General features: G+C 36.0%; 13 protein-coding genes. 2 read left to right on the top strand and 11 right to left on the bottom strand.

Going from position 1 to position 22936, the window contains the following annotated elements; all coding sequences use genetic code 11:
- Positions 1–39 precede the first annotated feature (39 nt).
- From DFQ02_RS09610 to DFQ02_RS09565, 10 genes are all read right to left on the bottom strand, one after another.
- Entirely contained in the window at positions 40–2721 is a 2682-nt protein-coding gene (locus tag DFQ02_RS09610) for a DUF4955 domain-containing protein (RefSeq protein ID WP_116524216.1), read from the bottom strand.
- Positions 2722–2729: 8 nt separating this feature from the next.
- Positions 2730–3437, bottom strand: a complete 708-nt coding sequence (locus DFQ02_RS09605; protein WP_116524215.1) for a fibronectin type III domain-containing protein — start codon at positions 3435–3437, stop codon at positions 2730–2732.
- Between the two features lies 1 nt (position 3438).
- On the bottom strand, positions 3439–5634 hold the full coding sequence (locus DFQ02_RS09600; RefSeq protein WP_116524214.1) for a BNR-4 repeat-containing protein: 2196 nt from the start codon (positions 5632–5634) through the stop codon (positions 3439–3441).
- A gap of 98 nt (positions 5635–5732) precedes the next feature.
- Positions 5733–6047, bottom strand: a complete 315-nt coding sequence (rhaM, locus tag DFQ02_RS09595; protein ID WP_116524213.1) for an L-rhamnose mutarotase — start codon at positions 6045–6047, stop codon at positions 5733–5735.
- A gap of 409 nt (positions 6048–6456) precedes the next feature.
- On the bottom strand, positions 6457–9033 hold the full coding sequence (locus DFQ02_RS09590; protein WP_116524212.1) for a hypothetical protein: 2577 nt from the start codon (positions 9031–9033) through the stop codon (positions 6457–6459).
- Between the two features lie 199 nt (positions 9034–9232).
- Positions 9233–11119 carry a glycoside hydrolase family 88 protein gene (locus tag DFQ02_RS09585; protein WP_116524211.1) on the bottom strand — a complete coding sequence of 629 codons (1887 nt, stop codon included), beginning with the start codon at positions 11117–11119 and terminating at the stop codon, positions 9233–9235.
- Between the two features lie 76 nt (positions 11120–11195).
- Positions 11196–13370, bottom strand: coding sequence for a beta-xylosidase (locus tag DFQ02_RS09580; RefSeq protein ID WP_116524210.1), 2175 nt, complete (start codon positions 13368–13370; stop codon positions 11196–11198).
- A 25-nt stretch (positions 13371–13395) separates the two neighbouring features.
- Positions 13396–14790, bottom strand: coding sequence for a cellulase family glycosylhydrolase (locus DFQ02_RS09575; protein ID WP_116524209.1), 1395 nt, complete (start codon positions 14788–14790; stop codon positions 13396–13398).
- 155 nt (positions 14791–14945) lie between these two features.
- Positions 14946–16535: a RagB/SusD family nutrient uptake outer membrane protein gene (locus DFQ02_RS09570; RefSeq protein ID WP_116524208.1), complete on the bottom strand. Its 1590-nt coding sequence runs from the start codon at positions 16533–16535 to the stop codon at positions 14946–14948.
- Between the two features lie 18 nt (positions 16536–16553).
- Positions 16554–19604 (bottom strand): SusC/RagA family TonB-linked outer membrane protein, encoded by a 3051-nt coding sequence (locus tag DFQ02_RS09565; RefSeq protein ID WP_116524207.1) that lies wholly within the window; start codon positions 19602–19604, stop codon positions 16554–16556.
- Between the two features lie 475 nt (positions 19605–20079).
- Here DFQ02_RS09565 and DFQ02_RS09560 point away from each other — a divergent pair, with 475 nt between their 5' ends.
- Complete coding sequence (locus DFQ02_RS09560; RefSeq protein WP_116524206.1) at positions 20080–20943, top strand: hypothetical protein; 864 nt, start codon at positions 20080–20082, stop codon at positions 20941–20943.
- A 99-nt stretch (positions 20944–21042) separates the two neighbouring features.
- Entirely contained in the window at positions 21043–21780 is a 738-nt protein-coding gene (locus tag DFQ02_RS09555; RefSeq protein WP_116524205.1) for a ThuA domain-containing protein, read from the top strand.
- Between the two features lie 55 nt (positions 21781–21835).
- On the opposite strand, the gene DFQ02_RS09550 is transcribed toward DFQ02_RS09555, so the two are convergent.
- Positions 21836–22612, bottom strand: a complete 777-nt coding sequence (locus DFQ02_RS09550) for a 3-keto-disaccharide hydrolase (RefSeq protein ID WP_181896389.1) — start codon at positions 22610–22612, stop codon at positions 21836–21838.
- Between the last annotated feature and the right edge of the window lie 324 nt (positions 22613–22936).

The raw sequence follows: 22936 nt of genomic DNA, 5'->3' as shown, positions 1-22936 counted from the left end.
TATAAACTACTCTGGGCAAGAATAGTTTTAATATTTAAATTAGTGTTTAATCAATTTAACAAAAACCGGTTTCTCTAAGTTAATTTTTACAAAGTAAATTCCATCTGGCTTGTCCTCTATATTTAAAGAAAGTTTTCCTGAATTAAGTTGTTGTTTTTTTACACCAATTAATTGCGAATGCATATTGTAGATTTCTAAATCAACCATTTTTACGTTATTAGGGACAAAAATTTCGAATAATCCTGATGATGGATTAGGATAGGCCCTAAGATTTTCAAGTAAATTGATGGTTTTAGACATTTTTCCTTGGCAGGCATCCTTACTTTTAACTTCAATATTGTCTCCGTGATTTACATCAATATTAAAATGAGATTGATAGGTCTCTAATATTTTTTCACCATTCTTATATACGGTGTAAGGAGCAGCACCAGAATCAACCAAAACTTCAACCGATTGTTTAACCACTTGTATTTTACCAGTTAAATTTACACCGCCATCAATAGTAACTTCATAACACTGTTCAAACTCTTCACCATCTACAGTAATACATAAACTGTAAGTTCCTGGTGAAAGATTTTCAATGGTGGTAGTATTATTAAAATTGTAAGTTCCTCCATTAATAGTGGCTATGTAGTCAAATGTTGCATTAGCACTAATAATAACTTTTCCATTTTGTTTATCTACACATGTTTCTCCTATTGTTTCGATAGTGAAATTATTTGCTGGTAACTCTAAAGGTCCTGGCACAATACTAAATGCCGTGATTGAAGCCGAAGCAGATTCTTGTCCCGCTAACATATTCACGATATTAAATCGAAGTTTGCGTGCAACAATAAGATCAAAATTAACAGTTTTTTCGGTACCTATTTCAGAATCTGAAACAAGTTCTACCCATTGACTGCCATTCCAATAATCTAATGTCCAATCTTTAATTCGTGAAGAAGCCTCTTTTAAGGTAATTCCTTTAACCGTTTTATTAATACCTAAATCCAACATCAACCATTCTCCAGCACCAGCATTTTCAGATTCCCAAAATGTAGCATCTTCATCATCATTCGCCAATTTGGCTTCGGCATTCATTTTAGATGACGACGCCGACATGTACCTATTATAAAATCGTAACTGCAATTGCGCATCAAATAATGAATTAGGATATACTTGTTGTCCCCGCAACTCATCCAAACCTTCATTTTTAAAATAAATCGTCTCTCCTGGACCAGGCTGAAAACCAACAAAAATAGGATTTGGGAAGGTATGCGTTCTTCTTTCCGATGTGTTGGAAATAAACCAAAAATCGTAAAGCCTAGTGGTAAAAAAAGCATCATGCTTAAAATTCCAAAATGTTAAATAAGGCCCACTATTTGGGTAAGATGTCTCTGCGCCACCATTACCTAAAAGCTTTCCACCCTGAATATTATCCAATAAATTGGCGTAAGGGTGAGAAGCATGACAATCTATGGATTGGTCGGGTTGCATGGGACAATTTACAAAAACTGAACTTGTGGTACTCCAACGCATTCCTGGGCCATGCAACATACCTTTTCTACCATCACTTAGACCTTCATCTGCATTATCAAAACAATTTTCGAAAAGTACGCCATAACTGTATCTAGAAAAATAACTAGTATGGCCTCTTTTACCAGAAATATCGATATTTTTAACAGTTACCGCCATACTTCTATCGATAAAAATATCTTCATTCCAATCTTTAAAATGACAATCTTTAATCCATCCGTTTACAACATTTGTAAAAAACAAAGCTTGCCAAGCATAGTCTACAATATCATTGGCGTGGTGCACGAAGTTTTCCGGATAATCTTTCCAACCACTGGTGAATAAAATATCTTGCACCCCAACCTCTTCAATGGTTTGAAAAGTTTTAAGTACCGTTGTAGAAGACACCGGCATATTTAGCTGAACAGGATTTTTAAAGGTTACTTTATTACCAGATATTTTAGTAATGATATGTTTTTCAAAAGGACGAATACCATCTCTATTAATGATAGTCCATCGTATATTAGGTGTTAATCCAGGCATATTGGCCTCTAGATTATCTGTTGTTTTTTGAAATAAATCTACATATTGACCAACCGATAGATTAGCAGTACTGGCAACTTGAACTTCAAAATCACCCTTTTTTATCTCTGCAGTTACCTGTGTGATGTCATTTGAGTCTGTATTGGATGGTTTAAACATAAAGCGATAATGCGTTGAACCACTACCAAACTTGTTTTCATTGAATTTATCAGCATAAATTTCTGTGCCTCCAGCACCTTTGCCAGCGCCTTTTAATACAATGTGACTTCCGCTAATAATTATGGGTTGCGTTTTAGTTGTTTCACTAGAAACGATGTACCTACCCGCTGGAAAAAACACAACGGTTGGCTCATTACTTGCCTCAGCAGCATCAATAGCTGCTTGAATAGCTGTATCATCATAACCTGTATCATCTGGAATGGCTCCATAATCGGTGACGCTTATCGTATTCCAGCTAGAGACATCTGGTAATTCTTTTTCTGAAAAATGGTAACCTGTATAAGAAAAATCACTCAAAGTAGCTTCAGATAAATTGCCTGTTAACTTTTTAGATGCAAAATCTACCCAAGAAGGTGCTTCAATGTTTTGGGCATACGTTACTAGCCCCATTAAAAAAACTAAAGAATAAATTATTTTTTTAAGGAAGGATACATACCCCTTATTAATTTTTAAATTTCTAAACATTAGCTTTATTATTTAGTCGTAAAACTCCACACTTGTCCAATGGTTGCCCCTCCGTTACCATCTTTAACTACTACCTTAAAGTAATAGGTAGATGCGGCACTTAATCCTGTGGCATCATAACTAGTCCCTGATTGACCCTCTGATACTTTTGTTGATAGACTACTGTTGGTATCTAAATACACATCATAACTCAAAGTATCGCCATCTACATCACTGGCGGTCCAACTCAATGTCGTACTCGTACCATCTATCTCTGAATTCATTGCTGGTGCTACCAACTCTGGTGCAAATGGTAAATGGTTGGATACACCATCGCCTTCAGTTAAAAATTGACTAACCGAGGAATAGCCACTCTCCGCTCCTTTAACGTCTCTGGCCTTTAATCGCCAATAATAGGATTTACCCTTTTCTAAACTAATAACTCTTGAGGTTGTGGAACTTGATAGATCATGTGACAATGTTGAGAAATTACTGTTTTCAGATACCTCAACTCTATAGGTTATCGCATTGCCTTCACTATCGGTAGAGGCGTTCCATTCAAATACAACATTATTGTCTATACATAACGTATTGCTTAATGGGTAAACCAATGTGGGAACTGTAGGTGCCGTGTTCTCTACATCTGGATCTGGACCACCGCCATCACCATCACCGCCGCCACTACATGACATTAAAATACTTGTGAATACAACTAAATATAAATATGCCTTTTTCATTTTATTTCTTTATTAATTTTGTGAATACTGGTTTTTCTAAATTCATTCTTACAAAATAGATTCCGTTTGGACTATCTGTTAGATCTAAACTAACTTTACCGTTATTTATTCTGTATGTTTTTGACTTTATTAACTGTGATTGGATGTTATAAACCTCTAAGTTCAGGGTCTCTACATCATTGGGAATGTATAACTCAAATAGACCATTAGATGGGTTGGGATAGGCCTTGACATCTTCTAGTAAATTGATAGTCTTTGTCATTTTTCCTTGGCAGGCTTCTTTGCTCTTTACCTGAATCTCATCACCATGCTCTACCGCTATTGTAAAATTGGTTTGATGGGTCTCAAAAAGCTCCAAACCGTTTTTGTAAACCTTATAGGGCCCTGTGCCTGAGGTAACGGATACATTGGCTGATTTCTTAACAACCTCTATTTTTCCACTTAAACTTGCGCCTCCCGCTATGGTAACTTCATAACAGTGACTATAATTCTCTCCTACCACATCAATACAAAATTCATATGTGCCTGGAGTTAAATTCTCAACAGTCAATTCCTTGGTAAAATCATATGCTACTCCATTGATTGTGGTTGTATAATCATGGGTAGCATGGCCTGTAATGATAAGCTTGCCGTTGTTCTTATCGGCACAGGTCTCTCCTACAGACTCTATGGTAAAATTATTTGCTGCTAAGGGGTCTTGTGGTACAATGCCTAAATCTATGATTTGAAGGTACAAGGGCATTGCACTGCCTGAGGTGTCCTCCATGAGATAATAATACACTTTACCATCTTTTATATTTATGACACCATGATCAAAAGTTTTACCCGATGTAGCGTGATAAACTCTTTGGAAATTGTTAGTACCGCCTTCTGTTTTATCTACAAAAACACGTCCATTACTTAATCCTATTAGGTAAACATCATTACCCGAAGTATACAAGGCTGAACCCCCAGAAAAATCCTCAGAAGTTATAAAATCTCCAGTTCCTGATGGTTGATACGTGTGCAAGTACTTTGTAACGTTATTTTCATTATCTCTAACTCTACTTATAAAATGCACATCGCCATTATCGGTAACCGTCCAATCGAAATTACCTACAATGTGTACTTTATTTGCTTGAGTTGTTGCTACGTAATCTCCTGGTTCCATTACTTTTATAACATCGGCATCCCATAATGGTAGGTCAAACGGTTCTCCTTTGTAATTTTTCCAACCAGTAGCACCACTTGGATCATCTGAATACGCATAATAAATACCGTTTTGGTATTCATATTTATCATTATTGTTAGAAGACCTTCGTTGAAAACCTATTCGTATTTTTCCATTGGCATATTTAATATCGCCGTATAAACCCCAATTATAAGTAATCCCCGGTTGACTCCTAGCATTTAATCTATTAAAATCTATGAAATTGCCCCAAGTTCCAGAAGCCGCATCATATTTACTAAACTTGTACATACCATTATTGTTCCCACCTTCACGCATAAAAAACAAAAGGTCACCTTCGTCATTAAGAAAAAAGCTCGGATAGGTTAATGCTACAAATTCAGATTGCGCTACGCTTCCAGGTGTTCGCAAATGTTTATAATCACCATCCACGCCATTATCTTTTACAAACTTATCCAATGTAAATTCATTATCTGCAACGGTTGCAGCATTAGGAACCGAATAGGAATATCTAAAATAATCATTAGCTAAACTTCCATCTGAAGGTCTTGTGGCACTGTAAGCATGCATATCGTATAATAGATGAATGGTTCCATCTTTAGGACTAATACCAACAGCACAGGTATTATGCGATTCACCTATCCAATATCTATTTTGATATCCGGTGTGTCTATGCGGAAATTCAATAGTAGCAACAACACCTGTTGATTTGTTATAGCGTGAAAGCATTAAATGTCGGTCTGCCTTAGGACCGCGATACCAAGTCATAAATACGAAATTTCCAAAAGACTTTACCGCATCGCCATGCGCAGATATGTTGCGTCCAAAAAAATAATCATAAGGTGCATTATCTCCAGGGTTTGAGGCACCACCAGTAACCTTGCTACCGTTAAAATGTAAACCAAAGTCGCTTATTTTAACTTCAGTTTCAAGGACAACTTGGGCTTTAAGTAAACTTGAAGATAACAGTAGCATCAACAAAAAAAACATCGCCCGACTTTTCCATTGGAAAGTGCAATTTTTTTTCATAAGTAGTTTTTTTCTTATTATAGCTCAGAATAACTTTGTAAAAATAAGCACTTTAATTTTTATGTGTATCCTGCACTGTTATGATAAAAAAACTAAGATTACTCCATAAAAAACACCTCTTCCAAAGAAATGGAAACTGGTGAATTATCTGGGTTTACTTTCATAATATCTGCCATAAAATCCCACCATTTTTTAACAATGGGGTTATCAGCTAAGTCTTGAGAACCGCCCTCGCCAGATACTTTTTGAAAAGCAAACAAAGTACTGGTTTCCTCGTCAAAAAAAATAGAATACTCACTAACCCCACTATCTTTAAGCAGTTTTTTTAGTTCAGGCCAAAGTTGGTCATGACGTTCTTTATAGGCCTCCTTTTGGCCTTCATTTAATTTCATTTTAAAGGCTAGTCTTTGCATAACAAATATCTTAATTAATATATTTTTTTTAAAAATAGAACACTAACCTACCTCAACTATCCTGCAGCATCCTGTGGTCTTAAAAAACTTAATTATGAAATTTCACATTTTGATTTGTTTTTTATTTCTAACTAAATACCTTTTTCTGATATTTTAAAAATAAGTATTATGTGGTTATCTTTTTAAAACACTTAAAATATCTATTGCTTTTGAGACACTTAAATATGTTACGTTTATGTAAAAAACCTCTATAGATTTTTTTTAAATACCTCCTTTTATGGTTTCAAATCCAGAAAAAAGAATATTCAATTACAAAACTCACCCTTAACACTAGTTTGATTTTGGACACCTTTGTGTTTTTATGCTGTATCTTCCTAGAACCTTGTTTTTAGCAAATTTCACAAATTATCTATTTGGTTATTTCCACAACATAATAAGGTGTCAACACTTTTTTATGAAATAAATCAGGATGCATTATAACATGACCGTTCATATTAACAGAGGTAAAATAAACGAGTAGGTCATAATCTGGATTTATATCCTTTACAGGTATATTGGCACTATAACAGCTGCCATCCCAGGTCATAGACAAGGTTTTAAAGGCGCCTGAAGCCATATTGGCTTGTCTGTAATGAACCATGGGTACTTGATTTTCATTGAGTTTTTTTTCTGTGAATAGCTTAACTTTTATGGGCTTATTTTTTGCAGCTAACTGCGGTACCTCTGCCGAAAAATTCACTTGACCTTGATTGCTTGAGTTTTTAGAACCATTCCAATGGCTTTTAAAGCTATTGTCCTTTGTATCTTCCAGGAGCTCCTCAATTTTCGCTATATCCTTTTCTATTTCCACTAATCTATCTTGCCAGGTGCCATTATCATGTAAAAACTTTGGGGTACTATGATATAAACTACCCGCTAGGTTTATTACATGCTTCCAACTATCCTTTGCATTTTCAAGACTCTTAAGGCTAGATTTTAAATATCCGTGTTGCTCTGTTTCCTGATAAAAAACAACCTCTGTTGCCGCCTTAGTTTTATATGAATGATATTTGGCAAGTGCTGCAGTTACCTGCATATCTATTGTATTGGTTTTGAATTCTTTTAAATATGCCTTTGGTATATCGGCCTTATTAACTTTTGCCAAAGCCTCTAAGGTTTTGTTTGAAAGTGAATCATATAATGCTGCTAACTGAACCGGATTTATTTTACGCTTTATATCATTATTTATAACGTCTTTCACGTAATCATCAATACCATAAAACAAACCAGGGTCTCCGGGTTCGGCAGATTGGTAGGTTCTTCCTTTTTCAATATGATACGGATTGGCATTATGTTCTACAAATAGAGCACCACCACTATCCATTTCTGCCCAATTATAGTTGGCGGGGTGAAACGTAAGATGAGAAGATGTGATTAAAGGCAGTATTTTACCAGACCAACTATAAGCTTCTAAAACCTCCTTAAAGGCGTCTCCATAATGTATTTTAAACGCTCTTTCCCATACCTCAGGAGGCGTGTTTTTTGAATACCCTAACCTTCCGTATAGTTTATACCAAGCCCAATAGCGTTGGTCTTCCCATGTAAAATAGCTTAAGGAATCGCTGTTAAAAAGAGGCCATGTGTTTTGCTTTCTCGCCATAGGCGGCGTCACTTGAAAGCCTTTTGCCTTTCCAAAATTTGTGGTTGAAGAGAAACGTTTTACATAGTCTGGGTCTGCCCATGTAAATAGCCTTATGGTGCCAATACCCCAGAGCCTATTGATGTAATCGAAATTGCGGGATTTATTCAAAAAATCGGCGTACCCGTACCTTTGGCGTAAATCGATATTATCTAAATTAGATAATTCCCGGTGCCGCATTTGGGTAGGATGAAATGGCAACCCAACACCTTCCCAGCTGTATTTACTAGTAACTGTAATGTTCATATCAGTTTCTATAGCCCACTCCCTAATTTGTTCTGTAAGCCCCTTGGCTCTTAAATCTAAAAAGAGTTGCCCGTTACGTTCTTTATAGACATGTCCTACGGCTTCAATGATGGCTTTCCAAAATAATTCGGCCGTATTACCAAAACCACCAACACCAGATTCGTAATTTACCCTGAGCTGAATACCATCAATTTCAGGAATTTTATGTAACAATTCATACATGCCCTTAGAGCAATAATTGGTATATTCCATTGCATCTTCTGGCAGTCCATAAATAAGTTCATTACTTCTGCCATGACCCCAAATACCAAATACAAACTCCAATCCATATTGATCACATAGTTGCCCTATACGTCTCAATTGGTCTAAATATTCTTGAGGTGTTCTATTCAGGTTTTCTCTTATAGATACATCTTCAAATCCAGGGACATCAAAAAGATATGGATAAACAGGTATCATAAAATCCTGTTGTTTACCATCATTGTAACCCGTTATCAAGGTAAGCCTGTTAAACCTATTAGTGGCTAAACTTTTTAAATAGTATTGCCAATAATCTTCTGAAAAAAACCAAACGTCATCGTTCTGGTCTGTTACAAATTTATCCAGCCCCCTTACCTTATTTTCAGGATACTCAAAGGTATTTTCAACTTCTGAGAGGGCGACAAGATCATGTGACTTAATACGTTCTGCTAGTTCATTAAGTGCATACATGAGTCCTTTGGCATCGGTACCCCCAATTACTAGCACGGTTCCGCTTTCGGTTTTCTGCCATTGGTAAAAAACGCCTTCGGGTTTATTTGGTTGTATCTCTGGATTACCTGAAACGAATTTTGCGACTATCTCATTTTCTAAAGAACCTATAACAAGGCTTCTATTTGGGAACGTTTCTCCTATTTCCTGAGTTAAATTTATGCGTCCTCCAGACTGCTTGATGGCTTCCAATAAATTGTGCTTACCAAAAGCTATTGGGCTGTTGGGATTGTTAGAAACCTCAGTTAAATCAATAATATTTATTTCAACATCATTAACTAGTTTACTTTCTTCAAATGATTGTGACTTCATTGAAAGGGTCAAGAAAAAAACACTAGTGAACGCTAAATATTTTATAACATCAAATCTCATGGAAGTTTTTAATTAATCATTTATGGTTACAACAAGATAATGATATTTAACAGTCTTATTCTTTAAAAGCAAACCCACAAAAAATTAGCTAAGTGTTAATTCGCTATTTATATGTATCATCTACAAAAAATACTATCCATTACTTTTCTTGTAACTCTAGTTCTTTCAGTATTGCTAAGCCAAAAAAGCCTGTTGAATAGGCACAGGTGGCATCGTAGTAAAAGCGGTATCCAACCATAGAGGCGTTAGTTCGTCCAACAATACTACCAATAGCTTCCGGATCTGGCCCGAGGTATTGGTTTTCTAGGCACCAGGTAAGTGCTTTACGAGCCGATTCCAAATACTTGGCGTTGTTTGTGGTTTGATATATCCTGTACATCAACAAACTCCACAGAGGCGTCCCTTTATCGGTAGGAATAGCGGTTCGATAGCCTTCGCGTGAATCAAACACAAAATTCCATGAGCCATCGGGGTTTTGGTTTTCCACTAATTGGTCTGCAAGTTTTTTAGCATACTCCAGATAAATGGTATCTGGGAACATTTCGTTCATTGCCAACATGCCTTCCATGGTCCAACCGGTTCCCCGAGTCATTTTTAGCGGAGGCACAGCTATGTTCTTTTCTAACGACCAGCTTCTGTTCCATAAACCATTGTCATTTTGGAATTTGGCCATGTGCTTATCCATGTAACGTTTGGCTACTTCTTTAAAGCTTTCGTCGCCAGTAATTCTATAAAATACACTGTGCCCTTCTGGATCCCAACCCGTTTCATCTAAGATATTTTTGTGAAACTTATTGATATCATACAAATAGTTGTGCGGTAAAATATCGTGCTGTTCTATTAATTTGCCCTTTTCGGTATTCCAAAAATTGGCCGCCTCCAAATAGGCAGTATCTCTTGTTGTTTCATACAAAGGAGCCAAAGCCCATTTATACATAATTCCGGAATCTGATGTTCCTACCCATTTTTCATAGCCACCTGGTGTCCTGAGCCAAATGACTAGAAACGACCCCCGAGATGGATGGTTTTCCTCGCGAACCTGATATTTTAGATAAAGTTTCCCCACTAGGTCCATACGCTGAATCAGTTCTTCGGTGTCATATTTATTGGCAATTTCTGGAACTTTTATGGCATCTAAAACCATTTTTACGATTGGAGAACCACCCCATAGCCAGTAGACTGAACGGTGTAGACGAGCCTCTAAATCGTAAAAAGTAAAAAAGGAACCATAGGTTGGACTGTCTGGATTTAAATTTTGTCGCCTCAAACCATTGTCAATCACGGCACTCAACGATGTTATCAAACGCTCTTTAGACAAGCCCTCTCCCATAAGCTGTTCGAGTTCTTTATTTTTCCATTCAGAATAGTCTGGTGAAATATCTTTACTTGCGAACTCATAAGGCCCATCTTCACCATTAATAAATATACTTACTGTCCCACTCCAATCTTCAGAAAGTAAAGCTATTTCATGCCTGAATTCCTTCAATAATACCGGATAGGTTTTTCTCAAATAAAAGTTCTCTATTTCAATTTCCTTGGAACTTAGCCTTAATGAGTTTTCCCAATGCTCCAACCTACCCGGGGGAAAAATAATTTGTTTTTTTAGTTCATGCGAATCATCGTAATAAGGCCCACCAAAGGTGTAAGTCCCTGTGGGATTGTCTTTAAATACACAGACACCTTCCATTCCCAGCTCTGGACTTATATCAACCACAGGAAACCAAGTTTCATGGTCTGTTTTATTATATAATGTCTTGCGGATTAAACTATCTGGATCAAATGGCGAAACGGAGGAAAACCTAGTCATGGGCTTATTTCGAGAACTTTCAATACGAAGCTCAAATTGCCTTAAATTATCGGGCAACATGGCTTCAACAAAGAGGCTCTTACCTTTTATTTTTAGGTCTAAAATTGGTTTTTCAATAACCTGTGCAGATAAAAAACTAACATGTAATGTTAAAACCAAAATCATCAAGACTTTAGCCACTAGTATCTTATTAAAATCAGCTTTATAGGTGTGCTTCATTGAAGTGAATTTTTATTTAGTTCTCAATCGCAATAAAAGATGTAAATCATCTTAGGTTAACTAGAGCATTAAAGCACTACTCCACTAAGAGCGAAACTTTCTTTAAATCTTTTTCTAAAGAAGATGTCCCTACAGAAATGGTAAAGGTTCCAGGTTCAACCACTTTCACCAAGTCCTTATTTAAAAGATTTAATTCATCAAATCCAAGATTAAAACGAACGGTTTTGGTTTCGCCTGGCTTTAGGCTAATACGCTCAAAACCTTTCAATAGTTTTAAGTATCGGCCTACCGAGGCAAAATCGTCACGCACATATAGTTGTACTACTTCATCACCTTCTCTTTCTCCCGTGTTTGTGACCTCTACAGAAACCGTTGTACTTCCATCTGTAGCAATACTATTATCTTGAAGCTTTGGCTCAGATATTTCAAAAGTGGTGTAACTTAATCCATAGCCAAAGGAGAATAATGGTGATTTATCACTAAAACGATACTTTCCTTTTCCAGAACCTATAAAGTCTGGACGCTCCAAATACGTTACTGGCACCTGCCCAACAGAGCGCGGAAATGACATGGTTAATTTACCACCGGGGTTAACATCACCAAAAAGAACATTAGCAACAGCATCACCAGCATGCATACCTCCATACCATGTTTCAAGTACAGACGGAATATTTTCAGCGATGTAGTTTATACTCAACGGGCGACCATTAATCAAAACCACTATCACAGGTTTTCCTGTTTTATGAATGGCTTCTACTAATTCATTTTGAACGCCATACAAATCTAAATCCGAACGATCACCGCCCTCACCACAGGTTTTATGAGAACTTCCCACAACCAATACAACAGCATCTGATTGTTTTGCTGCAGCAATAGCCGCTGGAAATCCATCTTTTGAAAAACTATCAATATCACAACCTTTGGCGTAATTTATTTTAACATTATCACCCACTTTCTTTTTTAAACCATCTAAAACAGATACATAATATGGCGGTAATCCTGAATATCCTCCTAATAACTCATAGGTTTTCTTTTTTGGTCTTTCTTCATGTGCATTGGGGCCAATAACAGCTAATGATTTAATTTTCGATACATCCAGAGGCAAAAGATTATTGTCATTTTTTAACATGATTATGGATTTTTCGGCTATCTCCAATGCAAACTTCCGATGCTCATCACGACCAGCATTTACGGTTTCTGGATCAATGTCTTTTGGTTCTGAATCAAACAAACCTAATTTATATTTTGCGGTCAAGTTACGAGATACAGCTTTGTCTATATATTTCATTAATGAAGGATCCTGCATCACGGTATCCTTCAAAACATTAGCGTGATACGTTGCTAGTTTTTCGTTTTTCCCTATAACCAAATCCATATCCACCCCTGCTTTTAATCCTAAGATAGCAGCTTTAGTTCTGGTTTCAGCAATAAAATGCATGGTTTCCAACCTTCCAACGTCATTATTATCTGAAACAATAAAACCATCAAAACCTAGCTCTTCTCTTAAGATGTCATTTAACAACCATGTATTCATATGACAAGGTACACCGTTAAAATCTTGATGCCCTGGCATAACACAGCCAACCTCAGCTTCCTTTACTGCCGCCTCGAACGATGGAAGATACACCTCACGCAAACGACGTTCGGACATATCACTAAATCCACCATTGATACCACGGCGGTTTTCTGGGTATCCTACAAAATGTTTGGCAGTTGCAATCACATGATTTTCATCAAATTGCTCATCGCCCATACCTTGTAACCCTTGAATAAATGCCACGCCCATGCGCGACACTAAATAGGGATCTTCACCATAAGATTCTTCAACACGACCATAGCGCGCATCACCTGCATAAACATCTAAGTTAGGAGAGTAACAATGTGTAATACCCAAAGCACGTGCCTCTATTGCCGTCTGAGATGCCATTTTTTTAATGAGTTCAGGTTCCCAAGTTGAAGCACAAGCTACTGCTTGCGGATAAACGGTTGTATTACCATAATAATCAAGCACCAACCATAATCCATGTAATGCTTCTCCGTATTTCATAACAGGAATACCCAATCGTTCATTGGCTGGAGCGTCCTGCGTCATTTCTGCAATTTTTTCATCTAATGTCATTTGAGCAAGAAGCGCTTCAACCTTTTGTGCAATTTCTTGATCTTCTGGACTAGTAGAACTGATGGCTTTTGAGTTTGAATTACAACTAAAAAGGGCTAAAACCAGTAAAATTAATAGGGGTGCTTTTTTCATTAATTATTATGTTTATGTGTTACTATTATTTAAAATTTCTAATTCCTGGAACAATTTTTATGTTATACGCCTCCTTATCTAAGGGCCATTTTAAAATAACAAGTTTTTGAGCATATGAGTCCCATATAAAATCTGATGGATTGACTCCTTTTGGTACTTTATAGGTTTCTAACCCAACATTTTTTAATGGATTGTAATACATAATAAAATCTTCGTTTATAATTATGGAAAATCCATCGGGGTAATGTCTATTAGCGCCTATAAATATTTTAGAGGCCCCTTTACTATTATCTGAAATAATGTTTAAGTAAAGCGTTCTGGTGGCATGGTTGAACATAAAGTTTTGAATATCACCAGCAATGGCTTGTGGAAAAGGCCTCGAAATCACATCTGTGATGTATTTACGTTCAACGGTTCCTGCATCGGTGCTATCACTAAAAATAGCCCAAGTTGAAGGGCCTCCTGGAAGAAAATTCTGCATACTTCTATTTCCTAAAAACCAAGCTTTTATAGAGCCCACACCCATTTGATCAAAAACCTCGGCGGTTTTGATGTAAAGCTCCCTATATTCTAATTGACCTAATTTGCCACTTATTAAAGTGTCAGTTTTTGCAAAGGTGGGAAACCCCCATTCACCGATAAGTATAGGTGCCTTCATCATATCTGATTCTCTGTCAAAACGATCCATATTTCGTTTTATAAAATCTATTTTGTTCTGATAAATATGAGGTGCGAAGATGATATTTTTTCTATTAATTGGGGCTGTAATTTCTGCATATTGATTATTATCTATTTTCTCACCCTTATTCATGAAAATAGATTGCAGTAATATTTTTTTGTCAGGGTTTATTTTTTGACTTTCATCAATTATGTATTGGTATAATGGAATGAGATACTTTTTGGTTAAGTTGTTATAGGAGATATCCACGGTTAATTTTCTGGGTTCATTCACTACATCATATCCTAATACTGCTGAATCTTCAGCATATCTGTTCCAAATGACTTTCCAAGCATCTATATATGTACTGTATTCTTTATTTTTATTCAACCAAAACGTCTCCCACTTAAATTGATCAACACCATAAACGGTCATTTTAAACACGGTTTTAATACCTACATTTTTACCCATGGTCACTAAAGAATCTAATTTCAACAAATAATTAGGTTCTAATTGCCCACCAGGAAAATCACTTAACTTACCAAGTTCTAAGCGTATTACTTGAACATTGGCCCCCATTCTAACCATTCTGGTATAATCATCGGTATTAAAAAAAACTTCACCTTTATGGTCGTTCGTATTTATAACAAATCCCCTAGGAATTATATGTCTACCTAATTCATCTCGAAGCCCATGCTTAATCTGGGCTAATACATTTAGCGTGCTTATAAGATAAATGGAAACAAGAATAAAGAATTTCATAGAATGCATTTGTGTATAAAAGTAAAATCCTTAACGAATTTATGTATCCTGTACTATACTGAGAATGGCTAAACTGAACGTATAAAAAAAAGCCGAAAGAATTTTTCTTTCGGCTTTTTAAAACTAAACAATTCAAAAAAACAAATTACTTGCTATTAATTACTTCTATACCCATTATTGGTTGGGTCTGACTCCAACAAAGCTGGGTTGTTAATAAGTTCCTGTAATGGAATTGGCAATTTTACATGCCAAGGTCTGATATTGCCTGCCGGATTCCAGAAACGGTATTCTAAATCTTGAACCACATCTAACAAGATACCCCATCTAATAAGGTCATATCTTCTCCATGCTTCACCAGCTAACTCCCACTTACGCTCATCATAAATAGCTTCTCTAAATTGTTGTTGAGATAGCCCTGATAATTCCCACTCTGCCTGAGTTGCATACGCACGTTGTCTTATTGGATGAATATATTGGTAAGCGTTTGCTGGTCCGTTTAATTCATTTTCACACTCTGCAGCCATTAAATACACATCTGCCAAACGGAATACCATTCTGTTATCTGAGTGGTTAAAACGCGGTGATGTAGCCACCTTTAAATTCATGAATTTAGGCATGTAAGGAAAGTTTAATTGAATTCCTTCATAACGGTCATTAACATTTAAAGGTCGACGTAAATCGTTCATTGGGAATTTCTCAGCAAAATCCTTTGACGCCACCTGTAACCCTGTACCATCAAAAGCCTCTCCATTTGCTGCTAAAGCCGCAATTAAAGCAGCTCTGTCACCATTGTTTCTAGGCTCATCTCTTATACGAGGGTTAAACATACTAGGTCTCCAGTTACCGTTACCTGCAAAACCAGGTAATGAACCATCGGCTCTAAGTACACCTTCTTCAAACTGTCCTCTAATATCTTTAGCAAAGTCTAAAGACCATATAATTTCGGCATTATACTCATTATTAGGATCAAACACTTCAGCATAGGTTGGTAATAACTCATGAGGCGATTGGTTAATAATTTCTAAACATTTATTTAAACCAGCTTGCCAGTTTCTTCTCTGCATATGAATTTTAGCCTCTATTAAAGCCGCGGCCCATTTAGAAGCTCTTCCTGCTTGATCCCCTGTATAAGCATCTTTTAAATTTGCCTGAGCGAAAGTTAAATCATCCAATACAGCATCTAAAATAATAGCCTCATCTGTTCTTCCTAAAGATCCAATCTCTTCAAGGGTAAGCACCTCTGTGTAAAATGGTGCATCTCCCCAAAGATTGGTAATGTGCCAATAACATAAAGCGCGTACAAACCTTGCGTCTGCAATAAAATCTGTACGTTCCTCTTGTGAAATATTCTCATTATCAGCAATTCTATCAATCAACGTGTTTGTATTCAGTATAACTCTGTAAAAATCTTTCCAAGTATCAGATACACTCATCTTTTGTACGGATCTATCGGCACTGGCTTCATTCAGCTCATAATTACCTATACCTGCAACAAAGTTAGCGATACGGTTAGGTTCTATAATGTCACATCCGTTATCATAAAAATGGTCTAGACCAACTTGCCCATAAATGGAGTTGTTCTTTAAAATGGCATAATAACCATTTATGTATGTCCTCGCATCACTTGCCGACGCTAAAAACGTTTCTGGCGAGATTAATGCTCTCGGTTCTTCTTCTAAAAACTCCTCACATGCAAAACATGAGAAAACCATGAAGATATATAAAAATATGTGTTTTGTTTTCATAATCTATTTTTTTATTTTTTAAAATGTTACGTTAAGACCAAGGGTTAAAATACGTGGATTAGGGTACTGACCACCTAGGTATCCTTGTGCTATATTACCTAAACCATTTCTCCCAAAATTACTTGCTTCAGGATCAATTAAACGTGTACTAGATAATAGTAACAAATTACTTCCTGAAAAATAAATGGTGGCATCTTTAACCCCATTCAATCCCCAAGTATCAACTGGTACATTATAAGCTAATCTTACAGATCTTAGACGTAAGTGGGACCCATCCTCAATATACTCCGTGTTTGGCGGTATACCACCTACCGTATCCGTTCCTGCTCTTGGAATATCAGAGGTTTCATTAACACCTTGTATCCAACGATCTGCAATACCACCAAATTTGGTAGTTTCTCCACGATTGAAGTAATTATTACGCATTAGTAAGTTAAATACTTCGTTACCAACAGTTCCTTGGAAATAGAATGATAAATCCCAATTCTTATAAGAAAAGTTATTTTCAACTCCAAATATTAAATCTGGTGTAGGATCCCCTGCTATTACGTAATCTTCTGTTGAGATAATACCATCTCCGTTAACATCCTCAAATCTCGCACCACCTACTGCTGCAGGTCCTGTAAATCCAGAAGCATCAATTTCTTGCTGACTTTTCCAAGTGCCTAAATATCTAGCACCAGTAAATACAGGTACAGGCTGCCCAACAATTAAACGCGTGTTATCAGACCCTAAAATTTCATCTACTGTTACATCAATAAACTCAGCACCACCTAGGTCTAATATTTTGTTCTCGTTTTTTGATAAGGTTACTGTTGAGCCCCAAGTAAAGTCTCCTCTGCTTATGTTAGTAGAATTAATCATTAACTCCCAACCTTTGTTTTCTAATGAACCAACGTTTTGTAATTGACTTGTAAATCCTGTCTGTCTTGGTATCGTTACATCTAATAACAAATCGTTTGTTTTCTTATAGTAGTAGTTAAACTCTGTAAATACCTTACCACCAAACAAAGACGCTTCTATTGCAATATCATAAGAACTGGTAGTTTCCCATTTTAAGTTAGGGTTTGCAGGTCTTCCGATTGTTAAACCAGGTAATTCAGCCCCACCTAAAGTGGTATTAGCTTCTGTTAAAAGTCCTAACGTTCTGTAGGCTTCAATAGCTTGGTTACCAGATTTACCCCAACTAGCTCTTAATTTTAAATCTTGGAATACATTTTGATTTTGCATGAATGGCTCTTCAGTAATTTTCCAAGCACCTGCAATAGATGGGTAGAATTCATATTTATTACCGGGCGCAAAACGCGAACTACCATCGGTTCTTCCTACTAAGGTTAAAAGGTATTTGTTTTTATAAGAATAATTTAACCTTCCAAAGAAAGATGCAATTTGAAATCCGTCAAAATCACTTGTTATAGTAGCCCTTGCAGGATCTGAAAAGCCTAAGTTATTGAATCCAGTAGCATCACTAGTAATACCAAAGGCTTGAGCAGTCGCTGTTTCAGTTGTTACTTTTTGGAAAGAGGCTCCTGCCAATGCTACCAAACTATGATCTTCATTAAAATCTGTAGTGTATTGAATGGTATTTTCATTATTCCATCCTGTACTAGCCACAGATCTTACACTAGCTTCACCACCATCAGGCACATTGAGTGCCAAAAGACCTGGTAACTGACTTGAATTGAATCTGTTTTGTTTGATGTTGTTAAACTCTGGACTAAAAGTAGAACGGATAACTAAGTTTTCAATAGGGCTATATTCTAAATATGCTGTTGCTAATAAGTTATTGGTAAACGTCTCATTGGTATTTAACTCTATAGCTGCCAATGGGTTGTTAAATGGTGCCCCTATAACATCATTAAATCCACTATAGGTACCATCATCATTAAAAATAGGTTGTGTTCTCAATGTTCCAAAAGCACTATTAAAACCTACAACCCCATTATCTTGATTAATTCTCGAATAGTTTACTCTAAATCCAGCTTTTAATTTATCGCTTAACGTGTAATCTAAATTAGATCTGAAAACAAATCTTTCAAGAGCAGAGCTTTTAATAATACCGTCTTGATTAAAATAACTGATAGAGTTATAATAGTTTAAGTTGTCTGTTGCTCCAGAAATAGAAACATCTGCACTATATATAGGAGACGTTCCCATTATTAAATCAAACCAATCATTATCAGGATAGGTTGAAGGATCGTTAGGAAATGGTATAGCCGTATTTCTAAATGCAGCATCTTCATTCGTATAATCGATTTGCTCTTCTTGAGTAAGCATATGTGGTAATTCTGGAACCATCTGTGAACTCGTGTAAACATTTACGCTTACTTGTGGCTTCCCTGTTCCTGCACCTCTACCACTTTTTGTAGTTACTAACACCACACCATTCGCCCCTCTAGACCCATAAATAGCAATAGAAGAGGCATCTTTTAAGATTTCAATAGATTGAATATCATTACTATTAATGTTGTTTAGGTTAAAGTTAGTACCAACAACAATACCATCAATGACCCAAAGTGGCTCATTACTACCCGTAATAGAGTTACCACCACGAACACGAATAACCGTACCTGCACCTGGCGCACCACTTACTTGTGTTACCTGCACACCAGTAGCTCTACCCTGTAAGGCTTGATCTACCCTAGATACTGGCACCACAGTTAAATCTTCAGCACTTACTGAGGATACAGATCCTGTTAAGTCTGATTTTCTTTGCGTACCGTAACCAATTACAACCACTTCATCTAAAGCGTTGTCTGCTTCTAGCACCACATTAATGACTGTTTGATTTCCAACAGCCACTTCTTTTGTAGCATAACCTACGTAAGAAAAAACAAGTGTGCTGTTAGCATCTGCATTAATACTGAAGTTTCCATCAAAATCAGTACTGGTCCCTGTTGTAGTTCCTTTAACTAAAACGGTAGCCCCAGGGAGCGGCTGACCATCTGCTGTAACAGTTCCTGTTACAGTTTGGGCAAACGACATTGCCACACACGAAAAAAACAAAATGGTAAACAACTTAATTTGCCTCAAATTAAGTGCCTCATTTAGCGTAGTTCTTAGTTTCATAAATTTTTAAGTTAATTTGTTAATAGGTCACTAAAATATTTGTTAAAATTTTGTGAAGTATCCTGCACTACCTGTTATGCCCTGTGCTGCTAGGTGTTTTTTCTTATAAAAATCTGGATGTCATTACCTCTAATAAAAGATCTAATTATCTGAATATCAAAACCAAATTAGTTATTATAACTTTCTTCAATTTTTTAATTTTTGATAAAAAATCACTAAAAAAAAAGCTGTAAATCACACAAAATTTGCTTCCAAAAGAGTGTTAAATATTTAAAAAACCAGCACACATAATCGTTTAAAACACAACATAAATAGCTTAATTTTTTTTCTACAATTTTATGTATTTACGTACTTATCAGGATAGCACAGGTTAACATATTAAATCCACTAATTTACTTTTATTGCATGTTTTAGATAAACCAAACAATCATTACAAAACATACTTTAATAATATTAACTTTTCAAACTTTTAAAAATGAATAAAATATTACTAATACTAATTACTATTTTACTACTCAATCAGACCATTTCTGCACAGCAAATAGCCCCTCCTTCGGGTCGTATCGCTGTTGTGGCCGATGGTAATTCGCCAGACCCTGATGACCTTGGAGGCACTGCAGTTACGCTAGCCTTATTGCGCGCTACAGGATTGGAAGACAGATTAGTACACTATTCTCATAGTTGTGATTTAATCAGGGACGATAGGATATCTGTTGGTGCTGAAAAGGAACGTCATCATTTGATGCAAATAGCTTGTGATATGACTGCCAGACGCTGGGGCGGTTTTGAATTGTTAACTTTTTACGATGCCATGTGGCAAAGAGAAGCTACTATAAATGATTTATGTTGGGCCATTAACGCCTCTACAGAAGACGACCCGCTTTGGATTATTGAAGCTGGTGAACCTGATATTATAGGAATAGCCTTAAAAAAAACACCTAAAGAAAAGCACCAATATGTTAAGGTTGTAACACACCATCCTGCCAATGATAATGCAGGCGATTTTTATTCATGGCAACAAATTTTAGATTTTGGTGTTGAGGAAGTACGTATTCCAGACCAGAATATTAATTTAAAACTAGACCATGACCAATGGGATTGGGCTAAAGAGCATGAAGATCCACGAATTAGACTTATTTGGACCATAGGTAATATTGCTGAAATAGATAATATTGTGAACTTTCAAAAAGGTAAATGGGACTGCTCCGACGCTGGCATGGTATTATATTGGATTACTGGAGCCAATGTTAATGATGGATTAGAAGCTGGAAGTTTAGAGGTTGTTAAAGGCTTTTTAGAGAACTATGTTAATGGTAATCCAGAGAAAAAGAAAAAATAGGCTTTTAAGCAAAAACTTAAAAATTAATCGCTCATATACTACAACAGAACACTCTTTAAAACTTAAACACAAATTGTGCAAGAATTTAAATTTCTGAATATGAGAATATTAGTCTTTAAAATTATTTTTTTTTGCTTTTGCTTTTCTGCTTCAAGTCAAAACATATTGGTATTTACCAAAACCGGTCATTACCGTCATGACTGTTTACCTAACGCCGTAAAAAGTTTTGTTGAGATGGGAGAAGAAAACGGGTGGAAATGCACCTTTACTGAAGATGCTACCTTTTTTACAAAAGACATATTGCATAAATTTGATGTTATAGTTTTTCTACTTACCAATAAAGACATTTTGAACAATAACCAGAAGGAAGCTTTTAAAAATTACATTCAATCTGGTAAAGGATTTGTAGGTATCCATTCCGCAACAGTAACTGAATTAAATTGGCCATGGTTTGGAAATTTGGTAGGAGCCAGATTTATTGGTCATTCTGGTATTCAAAAAGGCAGAATTAACATTGAGAATAATACGCACCCAGCCACTCAACACTTAAAAGCAGAAAGTATGGTCTGGGAAGACGAATGGTATTCTTTGAACAGAAGCCCTAGAGATGATGTCAATGTTCTCATCTCATTAAACGAAAACTCTGTTGAAATGAAGAACTTTCATGGCAAAAACATGACCATGGGAGACCACCCAATAGCTTGGTATCACCTATTTGAGGGTAGTCGCGTTTTTCAAACGCAATTAGGACACAGACCGGAAATTTATGATGATATTGTATTCAGAAAACATATCATAGGAGCAATCATATGGGCCAGTAAAAAAGTTATGGAATAAGTTACCATTCTTTCAAAAAACTGAAGACTTTTTAGTTTCAGTGAACTTTGCCAAATTAAAGGTGCTTCAGCTTTATATCTTTATATTCTATTTTCATTGGAGGACCCACATGAACCTGCACTCCAATATAACCTTTTATAGTTCTATTTATAGTATCTAAATCGGTTACTTCACTCATTAGAACACCGTTTACATAATGTTGCATGTTATTTTCATGAACTTTGATATGAACTTGATTCCAATCATTTGATTTTATATTGGATTTTAATTGGGCTTTAGTTCCGAGGGTGTCCATAACCAATCTTGTTTGCCAACAATTCTTCTTAACATTATCACGAATATTACTTGTTGGGATACTATCAGGCATCTGCGGAATAGTTACAGTTTCGCCCATATAAGCCAATGTGGTGCGCTTTCTTTCTTCATAATTCTGCCCCGTAAACCTATTTCTACCATCTATATCACATTGGTAACCTCCTAACGCAAAAGGCATACCTTCAATAATCTCACTTCGGTAATTAATACCGCTATTTCCCAATGCGCTAACACGATATTCTAATTTTAATTCAAAGTTTTCAGGTTGTTCCTTTTTATAAATGATGAATGAATTTCTTTTCAATATAGTCTCTGGAGTCACCTCACCAACTAAATTACCATTCTCAACACGCCAATAGATGGAGTCTCCTTCCCAACCTTCGAGATTTTCTCCATTGAAAATTGTGTGATACGCATTTTCATTACTATTATGATGATGATTTTTTTCATTTCTACATGAAAATATATTCAGTGCAGATAAAATCATTAAAACAAAAAACATAATTTCTTTTTTCATAGCATATTTTAGATTTAGACTTTTGGCAATTTATGTTATGATTGATATATATTTATCCTGTACAGTACTGATTGAAAAATCCACCCTGTAGTCTTTTTATTTTTTGTATTGACAACCAAAATTTATAGCATTTTTAATACTCTTTATAAACAGCGTAATTAAAACAGTATTGTACAGGATAGTGATATCCTTTTTTGATTCTATATTGAACTACCAACTAACGTATAGTATTTTAAAGCCAAAATAGAACTAACTAAATCAAGACACCTTTTTATTCAAACTTACACTCTATATATTACTGATAAAGTTTGCTTTTGATTTAGG

It is taken from the genome of Seonamhaeicola aphaedonensis (genome assembly GCF_003386195.1).
Taxonomy (GTDB): Bacteria; Bacteroidota; Bacteroidia; order Flavobacteriales; family Flavobacteriaceae; genus Seonamhaeicola; species Seonamhaeicola aphaedonensis.
The sequence above is the reverse complement of the archived record's forward strand: the minus strand, read 5'-3'. Positions and strand labels throughout refer to the sequence as shown.

Coding starts and splice junctions, on each gene's coding strand:
- DFQ02_RS09590 (WP_116524212.1), bottom strand. CDS start 9,033: ATGAAGTCACAATCATTTGAAGAAAGTAAACTAGTTAATGATGTTGAA.
- DFQ02_RS09575 (WP_116524209.1), bottom strand. CDS start 14,790: ATGAAATTCTTTATTCTTGTTTCCATTTATCTTATAAGCACGCTAAAT.
- DFQ02_RS09570 (WP_116524208.1), bottom strand. CDS start 16,535: ATGAAAACAAAACACATATTTTTATATATCTTCATGGTTTTCTCATGT.
- DFQ02_RS09600 (WP_116524214.1), bottom strand. CDS start 5,634: ATGAAAAAAAATTGCACTTTCCAATGGAAAAGTCGGGCGATGTTTTTT.
- DFQ02_RS09560 (WP_116524206.1), top strand. CDS start 20,080: ATGAATAAAATATTACTAATACTAATTACTATTTTACTACTCAATCAG.
- DFQ02_RS09605 (WP_116524215.1), bottom strand. CDS start 3,437: ATGAAAAAGGCATATTTATATTTAGTTGTATTCACAAGTATTTTAATG.
- DFQ02_RS09555 (WP_116524205.1), top strand. CDS start 21,043: ATGAGAATATTAGTCTTTAAAATTATTTTTTTTTGCTTTTGCTTTTCT.
- DFQ02_RS09585 (WP_116524211.1), bottom strand. CDS start 11,119: ATGAAGCACACCTATAAAGCTGATTTTAATAAGATACTAGTGGCTAAA.
- rhaM (WP_116524213.1), bottom strand. CDS start 6,047: ATGCAAAGACTAGCCTTTAAAATGAAATTAAATGAAGGCCAAAAGGAG.
- DFQ02_RS09565 (WP_116524207.1), bottom strand. CDS start 19,604: ATGAAACTAAGAACTACGCTAAATGAGGCACTTAATTTGAGGCAAATT.
- DFQ02_RS09550 (WP_181896389.1), bottom strand. CDS start 22,612: ATGAAAAAAGAAATTATGTTTTTTGTTTTAATGATTTTATCTGCACTG.
- DFQ02_RS09610 (WP_116524216.1), bottom strand. CDS start 2,721: ATGTTTAGAAATTTAAAAATTAATAAGGGGTATGTATCCTTCCTTAAA.
- DFQ02_RS09580 (WP_116524210.1), bottom strand. CDS start 13,370: ATGAAAAAAGCACCCCTATTAATTTTACTGGTTTTAGCCCTTTTTAGT.